Below are 9,427 nucleotides of genomic sequence, written 5' to 3' on the forward strand. Positions count from 1 at the left end.
AATACTCACCCCCGCCGATCGCGCAAGGCGGTGGGCGGCGGGCACCGGCCCCCGGCGCCCGGTTCACGCGGTGACGGCCGTGACGCCCCGGCGCCGCTCGGCGCGGGCCTGACGGGTGGCGTACAGCGTGATCGCCGCCGTCGTCAGCAGGGCGGTCAGCCCGAACGCCACCAGCCCGGCCCAGGACGCCGCGTTGAAGATCACCGCGCCGACCGTGCTGCCGAAGCTGGCGCCCACGTAGTACGCCACCTGGTACAGCGCCGACGCCTGTGCCTTGCCGCTCGTCACGCTCCGGCTGACGGAACCCGAGGCCACCGCGTGGCCGAAGAAGAAGCCGCCGGTGATCAGCACCAGGCCCACCAGCACCGCGGCCAGGTGGTCCACCAGGCTCAGCGCCAGTCCGGCCGCCGCCGTGCCGATCGCCGCGTACAGCGCGCCGCGTCGGCCCAGCCGCTCCATCAGCGGCCCGGTCGCGGACGACGACACCGTGCCCACCAGGTAGATGACGAAGACCGAACCGGCCAGCCCGGCCGAGAGCCCGAACGGCTCCTCGACCAGCCGGAAGCCGATCACCGTGTACGTCGCGCTGAACGCCGCCATCAGCAGCATCCCGATCCCGTACAGCCGCAGCAGCAGCGGCCGGGACAGGTGACCCGCGACCGTGCGCAGCACCAGGCGGGGCCGCAGCGGCGCCGGCGTGAAGTTCCGCGCGGGGGGCAGCAGGACGCGGTAGGCCACGGCGGACAGCAGTCCGAGCACGGCCACCGCGGCCAGCGCCGCGCGCCAGCCGGAACTCTCGGCGACCCAGCCGGTCAGCACCCGGCCGGACATCCCGCCCACGCTGTTGCCCGCGATGAACAGGCCGATCGCGCCGACCGTGGCCCGCGCGGGCAGCTCCTCGGCCAGGTACGCCACGGCCGAGGCGGGTATGCCCGCGATCGCCGCGCCCTGCACCACCCGCAGCGCGATCAGCGTCCGCAGGTCCGGCGCGAACGGCATCACCACCGCCAGCGCCACCGCCGCGGCGACCGAGGCCGTCATCATCCGCCGTCGCCCGAACCGCTCGGAGAGCACGCTCAGCGGCAGCACGGCCAGCGCCAGCCCGATGGTGGTGCCGGAGACCGTCCAGCTCACCGGGCCGGGGTCGGAGCCGTAGGTCGCGGCGATGTCCGGCAGCAGCGCCTGGGTGGAGAAGAGCATCGCGAAGGTGGCCATGCCGATGGCGAAGAGCGCCAGGTTGATCCGCCGGTGGACGGGGTGGCGCGTGGCGGAGCGGGTGGAGTCGGCGGAGGTGGTGGACGCGGACGGCTGCGGCGTGGCGGAGGCCCTCGCGGTGGCGTGAGCCCCAGTAGTTGCTGTGGGCATGCATTTAACGTAGGGCGGCGCGTTTGATGCGTCCAATGCATGACCGGGTCATAATCGTTCCATCCATGCATCAGCGGAGCTAAGGGGCGGGTGTGTCATCTCCGGGCAACGGAAAAGACTCTTCCGTCACAGCGGGCGCAGCGGACGTTTCGCCCCATTCCTGGGCCGCGCTGCTCACCCCGCGCCTCGCCTGGTTCGCGGGGGTCGCCCGCCACGAGCACATCACCCAGGCCGCCCGCGACCTGTCCGTTCCGCAGTCCACCCTCAGCCGCGCCATGGCCCGGCTGGAGGCCGACCTCGGCGTCGCGCTGCTCGCCCGGCACGGTCGCGCCATCTCCCTCACCCCGGCGGGCCGTTCCTTCGCGCGGTCCGTCGAACGCGCCCTCGGCGAGGTGGAGCGGGCCGCCGAGGCCGTCCGCACCGACGCCGACCCGGCGGCCGGCAAGGTCGCCTTCGGCTTCCTGCACACAATGGGACCGGAAACCGTGCCGGGGCTGCTGCGCGCCTTCCGCGTGGACCACCCGCGCGTCCGGTTCGCGCTGGTGCAGAGCTACGGCGAGGACATGATCGAGCGGATGCGGGCCGGTGAGCTGGACCTGTGCCTGACCTCCCCCATCCCCGAAGAGCCGGACCTGGTCACCCGCCGCCTCGACGACCAGCGCCTCTTCCTCGTCGTCCCGGCCGACCACCGGCTCGCCGCCCGCCGCCGCATCCGGCTCGCCGAGGCCGCCGAGGAGCCGTTCGTGACCCTGGAGCCCGGCTACGGTCTGCGGCGGCTGACCGAGGCGCTGTGCGAGCGGGCCGGGTTCAGGCCGCGCGTCGCGTTCGAGGGCGAGGAGCCGGAGACGCTGCGCGGCCTGGTCGCGGCCGGGCTCGGCGTCGCGCTGCTGCCGCCGCCGGCCACACCCAGGCCCGGCGTGCGCGACCTGACCGTCACCGCGCCGCGGGCGGTGCGGGAGATCGGCGTCGCGTGGATGGCCGGACGGCCCGACACCCGGCCGGTGGCGGACTTCAAGCGGTTCCTGCTGAGCCGCAGGGGGCACCTGCTCGGCGCGCCCGCCGCACCGGCCACGCCGCCCGTGCAGGCGGAGGCGCGGACGGCGCGGGAGCGGCCGGAGGCGTGACCGGGGAAGAAGGCGATGCCCGTGGCGCCGCGCCAGCAGCCACGCCACGGTGCACCGCAGGATCCTCACGATAATCGTTTTCATCTGTCCCCGGCAAGGCCCGCCGCACGCCCCCGCAAGGCACGCCCCGGCGGCCCGTCCCCCGTGTCGCCGTGAGGGGATCGTCCGCGAGGAGGTGGGGCCATGGCGGCGGCCGGCGGGGGCGACGCGGACCGGGAGGAGATCCTGGAGCTGTACAGACTCGCCGTCGAGGCGGTGATGCGGGTCTCCGCGCAGCGGGGCGCGGCCAACGCCTTCCACCTCACCGTCCGGACCGCGTTCGCCTCGGTCCTCGGGCTGTCCCTCACCACCCCGCGCGACCTGGCCCGGTGGGTGACGCCGGCGATATCCCTCGTGGGGGTGGTCCTCTCGGTCTCCTGGTGGCTCCGGCTCCGCGGCTACCGTGACCTCAACCGCGCCGAGATCGCCGTCATCCACGACCTCGAAACCCGGCTGCCCGTGGCCGTCTTCACCGCCGAGTGGCGCCACCTGGGCGGCGACCGCGGCGGCGACCGCGACGCCGACGGCGGCGGGGGCGCCGCCCGCCGGTACACCGGGCCGGGCGCCGTCGAGCAGACCGTCCCCTTCGCCTTCGGCGTGCTCCACCTGGCCATCGGCGCCGGCGGCCTGGCCCGAGGCGATCCGGACGCCCGGCAACGGCCCGGCGTCCACCGGTTTCTCTACGCGCGTAGGGGTTAGAGTGCCGACGTGACCCCGAGTGAGACACCGCCCAGCGAGGACCAGATCCGGCGCGCCCCCAAGGTGCTGCTGCACGACCATCTCGACGGCGGGCTGCGGCCCGCCACCATCGTCGAACTCGCCCGCGAACAGGGCTACGACCGGCTGCCCGAGACCGACCCCGAGCGCCTGGGCACGTGGTTCCGCGAGGCCGCCGACTCCGGCTCCCTCGTGCGCTACCTGGAGACGTTCACGCACACCTGCGGCGTGATGCAGACCGCCCCCGCGCTGGCGCGGGTCGCCGCCGAGTGCGTGCTCGACCTGGCGGCGGACGGCGTGGTCTACGCCGAGGTCCGGTACGCCCCCGAGCAGCACCTGGAGCGCGGGCTGACCCTGGAGGAGGTCGTCGAGGCGGTCAACGAGGGCTTCCGGGAAGGGGAACGGCGGGCCGCCGCCGAGGGCCGGCGCATCCGGGTCGGCGCGCTGCTGACCGCGATGCGGCACGCGGCGCGGGCCCTGGAGATCGCCGAACTCGCCAACCGCTACCGGGACCAGGGCGTGGCCGGCTTCGACATCGCCGGTGCCGAGGCCGGGTTCCCGCCCACCCGTCACCTGGACGCGTTCGATTTCCTGAAGCGGGAGAACAACCACTTCACGATCCACGCGGGCGAGGCGTTCGGACTCCCGTCCATCTGGCAGGCGTTGCAGTGGTGCGGCGCCGACCGGCTCGGCCACGGGGTGCGGATCATCGACGACATCGAGGTCGCCGAGGACGGTTCCGTGAAGCTCGGACGGCTCGCCGCGTACGTCCGCGACAAGCGCGTCCCGCTCGAACTCTGCCCGACGTCCAACCTCCAGACCGGCGCGGCGGCCTCGTACGCCGAGCACCCGATCGGCCTGCTGCGGCGGCTGCACTTCCGGGCCACGGTCAACACGGACAACCGGCTGATGAGCGCCACGAGCATGAGCCGCGAATTCACCCACCTGGTCGAGACATTCCAGTACACGCTGGACGACCTCCAGTGGTTCACGGTCAATGCGATGAAATCCGCGTTCATTCCTTTCGATGAACGTCTGGCGATGATCAATGACGTGATCAAGCCCGGATATGCGGCGCTACGCTCCGAATGGCTGTTTGGCAGCGGCGGTCCGGGACCGCTCTGACCTGCGTGGTTGCCGGGCACGGCAGTTCCTTTCCGCGCCCGGTACGACGAATCCGGCCGGTGGGTTACGGGCGGCGGCGCGCTTTTCGATTCATTGCGGCACCGGCCCGGCCGTGGTTACCTTCGGCTCGCCGCTCGAAACCCACAAAGGACGTAGTTACTGATGAAGCAGGCAACTCAGAAGACCCTCGGCGTCGCGGCTCTCGGCGCCGCCATCGTGGCCGCCGCGGCGGGCACCGCCTCCGCCTCGGTCACCGACGACGTCAAGCAGACCACCGGCGACGTGGTGAACACCCTCCCGCTGCACGAGACGGCCGACAAGCTGCCGGGCGACAGCGGCGAGGTGGTCAGGACCGGCACCGACGTGCTCACCGGGGAGACCGACGCCCTCCCGGTCGCCGAGCAGACGCTGTCGCACACCACCTCCGCCGCCACCGGCGACGATCTGCTCAAGCCGGCCACCGAGCTGCTGGGCGGCATGCCGATCAACCCGACCTCCGAGCTGGGGGTCCCCACGGACGACCTGCTCGGCAGCCTCCACCTCGGTAGCTGAGCAGGCAGGGCAGGCAGGCAGCACGAGGGCCGTCTCCCCGCGACGATCTCGCGGGGCGCGGCCCTCGTCGCCTGTCAGGGCCGCGACTCAGGGCTGCGACAGGGTCGCCCAGACGCGGCGGGCCTGGTGGACGTGGCCCCCGGGACGCCGCCGCAGCAGGTGCGGGCAAACCCGGGCCGCCCGGCGCGAGGCCCCGGCGCGCGACCCGCGGGCGGCGGCGCGCAGCGGCCCGTAGCCGATCAGGTGCGCCAGGGCGATGCCGAGGGTGTCGAGGATGACGGAGTCCACGTCCGCGACCCGGCTCGGCAGCTGCGACTGCCAGAACTCCAGCGTCAGAGAGAGCATCCCGCCCGCGAAGACCGTGCGCAGGAACGAGGTGACCCGCGGACCGCCCAGCCGCCGGCCCAGCAGCGGCAGCAGCACCCCGAGCGGGGCCAGCCGCAGCAGCCCCCCGCCGATCGCGCGGGCGGCCTCCGCCGGGCCCCGGGCGATGTCGGCGCGGATCGTGGCGAACGGCTCCAGGTTCGCCGGGGACACCCACAGCACCTCCAGCGGACGCAGCGCCAGCCACGTGACGCACGCCAGGTACGCGGTGAGGAGAACGAGAGCCGTCACCCGCAGTCTCGGGTGGACGCCGGGCCCTGGCGAGCCCGCAGGATGATGCCGCACGACGATCAGGACGCCCGGCGCGACGGACCCGGTTCCCGGCCCGCGGCTACGGCGGGCCGATCGGCACCTGCGCGGACTCCGGGGCGGTCCGCATGGCCGTCGCGCAGGAGTACATCCGCGGCTGGCTCGGCGAGGAGTCGGTGGGCCCGCCCAGCAGCACGGTGTCGCCGGGGCTGCCGAGCACCTCGTGGTGGGCGAAGGTGCAGACGATCTGGGCCAGCCCGACCCGTGAGAGGTCGCTCGGCGGCAGGCTCAGGCGCAGCGCGAGCACCGGCTCGTCCGCCACCGACACCTCCAGACCGGCGGGGACCTCGCTGCTGAGGCCCGCCGTCTGCTCCTCCGGCGACGGATCGGCCCGCAGCTCGGCGAGCAGCGCCTCGGCCACGGTCGCGCGGTCGGTGTCCGAGCCGTCCCCGGAGATCTCGACCGGCCGGTGCACGGCCTGCACGCGCGAGCCGCACACCAGGTAGATCTCGGTGCCGCCCTCGCCGGTGGCCCCGCCGGGCTGGTCGCAGTTGGCCCGGGTCGGCGCCGGGCCCGCGTCCACCGGGACGTCCGTCGCCCTGATGCCGCAGCCGGTGACGGCGGCGACAGCGATGACGGCCGCGGCGAGCGGCGCGGCGGAACGGGGGCGGCTCACCGGGCCTCCCCCTCCGCCGTGCCCGCCGTCCGGTGGCTCTCCTCGCTCCTCGGGCGCTGCGCCTGCGCCGGCAGCCGGGCCTCGCGCGGCAGCCGCAGGGTGAACACCGCGCCGCCGTCCGGGGCGTTGCGCGCCTCGATGTCGCCGCCGTGCAGGTGGGCGTTCTCCAGCGCGATCGACAGGCCGAGCCCGCTGCCGTCCGAGCGCGGCCGGGACGCGCTGGCCTTGTAGAACCGGTCGAAGACGTGCGGCAGGACCTCCTCCGGGATGCCGGGCCCCTGGTCCGCGACCTCGACCACCACCTCCGCGCCCCGCTCGGCGATCGTGACCCGCACCGGACTCCCGCCGTGCTTGAGGGCGTTGCCGATGAGGTTGGCCAGGATCACGTCGAGGCGGCGCGGGTCGAGCAGCGCCATCACGCCGCGCGGCGCGTCGATCTGGACGGCGTCGAGCCAGGCGCGGGCGTCGATGCAGGCGGTCACCTGGTCCGCCATGTCCACCTCGTCCAGGACCATGCGGGCGGTCCCCGCGTCGAAGCGCGTGACCTCCATCAGGTTCTCCACCAGGTCGTTCAGCCGGCGCGTCTCGCTGACGACGAGCTGCACGGCGGGCGCGATCATCGGGTCGAGGTTGTCGACCTCGTCCTCCAGCACCTCGGTCATCGCGGTGATCGCCGTCATCGGGGTGCGCAGCTCGTGCGACATGTCGGCCACGAACCGGCGGCTGGCCGCCTCGCGCGCGCTGAGGTCCTGCACGCGCCGTTCGAGCGAGGCGGCGGCGTGGTTGAAGGTGCGGGTCAGCTCGGCCAGTTCGTCGGCGCCGCGCACCTGGAGGCGGGTGTCCAGCTCGCCGTCGCCCAGTCGCTGGGCCGCGTCGCTGAGCCGTTGCACCGGGCGCAGCACCATGGTGGCGGCGGCCTGGGCGAGCAGCACCGAGCCGATCACCGCCAGGGCGGTGGCGATCCCCAGCGACCAGGCCAGCGAGTTGAGGTCGTCGCGCTCCGGGGCCAGCGAGGCGAGCATGTACCCGGTCGGGCCGCCGTCCATCACCTGCCCGCCGCCGATGAGATACGGGTCGCCGCGCAGCGTGATCCGCTGCCAGTACATGTGGTACGTCGCGGAGCCGTCGTCGTCGCGCGGCTCGCGCACCGCGTCCATCAGCGAGTCGGGGACGGTCTCCAGCGTGAACATCGACGGATCGGACTCGGCGGTGCATATCAGGCCGTCGTCCCCGTCGGACACGAGCACCACGTCGTAGTCGAGCGTCGTGTTCGCGACGTCCCGGGCCATCCCGCGCAGATCGTCGCAGCTCGGGGCCTCGGGCAGGGCGCTCGCCTGGTCGCCGAGGGAGTCGCGGAAGTCGCGCAGGGCCGCGTTCTGCGCCCGGGTCAGCACGGCGTCCCGGTTCAGCCAGTACGCGATGCCGGACACCGAGACGGCGGCGACCAGCGCCACCACGGCGAACACGGTCACCAGCCGCAGCCGCAGGCTGGTCAGCCGCAGCAGGCGGCGCAGCCAGCCGCGCACCCGGCCCTCCGCGGCATCGCTCACGCGGGCGCGTCCAGCCGGTATCCCACACCGCGCACGGTGCGGATGAGCTTCGGCGAGGAGGGCACGTCCTCGACCTTCGCGCGCAGCCGCTGTACACACGCGTCGACCAGGCGGGAGTCGCCCAGGTAGTCGTGCTCCCACACCAGGCGCAGCAACTGCTGCCGGGACAGGGCCTGGCCGGGGCGGCGGCTCAGCTCCAGCAGCAGGCGCAGCTCGGTGGGGGTGAGCTGCAGGTCCTCGCCGTTCTTCGTCACGGTCATGGCCGCCCGGTCGATGACGATCGCGCCGAACGTCGCCGAGTCGTTGGACTCCCGCTCGCCGCGCCGCATCACCGCGCGGATGCGGGCGTCGAGGACCCGGCCCTGCACCGGCTTGACCACGTAGTCGTCGGCGCCGGACTCCAGGCCGACGACGACGTCGATGTCGTCACTGCGCGCGGTGAGCAGGATGATCGGGAGCTGGTCGGTGCGGCGGATGCGGCGGCACACCTCGAACCCGTCGATGCCGGGCAGGTTCACGTCCAGCACGATGAGGTCGGGCCGCTGTTCCCGCAGGTGCTTCAGGCCGTCCTCACCCGTCGCGGCGGTCACGACACGGTGCCCCTGGCGCGTCAGGCTCAGCTCCAGGGCAGTCCGCACCGCCTCGTCGTCCTCGATCAGCAACAGGAAAGCCACGCGGGTCATTGTGTCCTATGGACCGGGCGGAGTTCGACTCTCTGTCGATTGAAGCGTCCGCGTCAGCCCGCGGGCTCCGGCGCCGGGGGCGCGGTCGCTGTGACACCGCTGTGACAGACGGAGGACCGCGTCATGAAACTGGCCCGGCAGTGTATTGCCCAGCGCAAGGGACGGACGGTCTTCACGAGGGGGAAGCGGGATGAGCGCAGTGCACGGCGTCACCGGTTCGGCGGCGAGTGAGACGCGCCAGACCGCCGGGATGGTTCCCGTCCGGTATGGGGAGAAGTCCGGGGCCGCGCACCGGCTGGGGGGCCGGCGCGGCATCGGGCAGCAGCGTTCACCGCACCTGACCGCGGTGGTGGACGCGAGGGGGGGACGTGCCGGGGGCGTGCGGCGCCAGGGGGGCACGGAGGCGGAGTTCACCGCCTACGTGCGCGAGCGCCGCGCCTCCCTGTACGCCACGGCGTACCACCTGACCGGTGACCGGCACGAGGCGGAGGACCTGCTGCAGAGCGCGCTGTTGTCCACGTACCGCGCCTGGGACCGGATCAGCGACAAGGCGGCGGTCGGCGGCTACCTGCGGCGGACGATGACCAACCTGCACATCAGCGCCTGGCGGCGGCGGAAGCTCAACGAGTACCCGACCGAGGAACTGCCCGAGGCGCCCGGTGAGCAGGACACGATGCGCGGGACCGAGCTGCGGACCGTGCTCTGGCAGGCGCTGGCGCGGCTGCCCGAGCAGCAGCGCACGATGCTGGTGCTCCGCTACTACGAGGGACGCACCGACCCGGAGATCGCCGACACGCTCAACATCAGCGTCGGCACGGTGAAGAGCAGCATATGGCGCACGCTGCGCCGGCTGCGCGAGGACAGGACGCTCAGCCTCGGCCAGGACGTGGAGGAGTCCTTCGGCGAGCTGGTCGCCTGAGAAGCGGGGAGCCCGAGGGGAAGGGGAGCGGGGGAACCGGAGGG

10 protein-coding genes are annotated in these 9,427 nt (G+C 73.5%); 5 read left to right on the forward strand and 5 right to left on the reverse strand.

All coding sequences use genetic code 11. The features are described 5' to 3' along the window. Positions 1 to 63: 63 nt before the first annotated feature. A complete protein-coding gene (locus ACSNOC_RS17775) occupies positions 64 to 1,365 on the reverse strand; it encodes an MFS transporter (RefSeq protein WP_436748452.1) in 1,302 nt (433 codons plus the stop codon). Between the two features lie 92 nt (positions 1,366 to 1,457). Between ACSNOC_RS17775 and ACSNOC_RS17780 the strand changes: the two genes are divergently transcribed. The 4 genes from ACSNOC_RS17780 (at position 1,458) to ACSNOC_RS17795 (ending at position 4,922) form a co-directional block, all read left to right on the forward strand. Continuing rightward, positions 1,458 to 2,489, forward strand: coding sequence for a LysR family transcriptional regulator (locus ACSNOC_RS17780; RefSeq protein WP_436748453.1), 1,032 nt, complete (start codon positions 1,458 to 1,460; stop codon positions 2,487 to 2,489). Between the two features lie 183 nt (positions 2,490 to 2,672). Continuing rightward, positions 2,673 to 3,227, forward strand: a complete 555-nt coding sequence (locus tag ACSNOC_RS17785) for a RipA family octameric membrane protein (protein WP_436748454.1) — start codon at positions 2,673 to 2,675, stop codon at positions 3,225 to 3,227. A 9-nt stretch (positions 3,228 to 3,236) separates the two neighbouring features. Beyond that, the gene (locus tag ACSNOC_RS17790) at positions 3,237 to 4,370 is read left to right on the forward strand and encodes an adenosine deaminase (protein WP_436748455.1); all 1,134 of its coding nucleotides are present in this window, start codon (positions 3,237 to 3,239) and stop codon (positions 4,368 to 4,370) included. Between the two features lie 162 nt (positions 4,371 to 4,532). Next, positions 4,533 to 4,922 (forward strand): ATP-binding protein, encoded by a 390-nt coding sequence (locus ACSNOC_RS17795; protein WP_436748456.1) that lies wholly within the window; start codon positions 4,533 to 4,535, stop codon positions 4,920 to 4,922. 87 nt (positions 4,923 to 5,009) lie between these two features. Here ACSNOC_RS17795 and ACSNOC_RS17800 read toward each other — a convergent pair whose 3' ends face one another. The 4 genes from ACSNOC_RS17800 to ACSNOC_RS17815 form a co-directional block, all read right to left on the reverse strand. Beyond that, a complete protein-coding gene (locus tag ACSNOC_RS17800) occupies positions 5,010 to 5,537 on the reverse strand; it encodes a VanZ family protein (protein ID WP_436748457.1) in 528 nt (175 codons plus the stop codon). A gap of 100 nt (positions 5,538 to 5,637) precedes the next feature. Further along, on the reverse strand, positions 5,638 to 6,231 hold the full coding sequence (locus ACSNOC_RS17805; RefSeq protein ID WP_436748458.1) for a hypothetical protein: 594 nt from the start codon (positions 6,229 to 6,231) through the stop codon (positions 5,638 to 5,640). After that, on the reverse strand, positions 6,228 to 7,880 hold the full coding sequence (locus ACSNOC_RS17810; protein ID WP_436748459.1) for an ATP-binding protein: 1,653 nt from the start codon (positions 7,878 to 7,880) through the stop codon (positions 6,228 to 6,230). Before ACSNOC_RS17810 ends, ACSNOC_RS17805 begins: the two co-directional genes overlap by 4 nt. Beyond that, positions 7,778 to 8,455, reverse strand: a complete 678-nt coding sequence (locus ACSNOC_RS17815; RefSeq protein ID WP_436748460.1) for a response regulator — start codon at positions 8,453 to 8,455, stop codon at positions 7,778 to 7,780. Before ACSNOC_RS17815 ends, ACSNOC_RS17810 begins: the two co-directional genes overlap by 103 nt. Positions 8,456 to 8,654: 199 nt before the next feature. Between ACSNOC_RS17815 and ACSNOC_RS17820 the strand changes: the two genes are divergently transcribed. Further along, on the forward strand, positions 8,655 to 9,383 hold the full coding sequence (locus tag ACSNOC_RS17820; RefSeq protein ID WP_436748461.1) for a SigE family RNA polymerase sigma factor: 729 nt from the start codon (positions 8,655 to 8,657) through the stop codon (positions 9,381 to 9,383). Positions 9,384 to 9,427 lie beyond the last annotated feature (44 nt).

It is taken from the genome of Streptomyces sp. URMC 129, from assembly GCF_051386415.1.
In the GTDB taxonomy this organism is placed as follows: domain Bacteria; phylum Actinomycetota; class Actinomycetes; order Streptomycetales; family Streptomycetaceae; genus Streptomyces.

Bases quoted from the DNA above. Each gene is read 5' to 3' on its own strand.
- ACSNOC_RS17785 (WP_436748454.1), top strand. From the start codon at position 2,673: ATGGCGGCGGCCGGCGGGGGCGACGCGGACCGGGAGGAGATCCTGGAG.
- ACSNOC_RS17775 (WP_436748452.1), bottom strand. From the start codon at position 1,365: ATGCCCACAGCAACTACTGGGGCTCACGCCACCGCGAGGGCCTCCGCC.
- ACSNOC_RS17795 (WP_436748456.1), top strand. From the start codon at position 4,533: ATGAAGCAGGCAACTCAGAAGACCCTCGGCGTCGCGGCTCTCGGCGCC.
- ACSNOC_RS17820 (WP_436748461.1), top strand. From the start codon at position 8,655: ATGAGCGCAGTGCACGGCGTCACCGGTTCGGCGGCGAGTGAGACGCGC.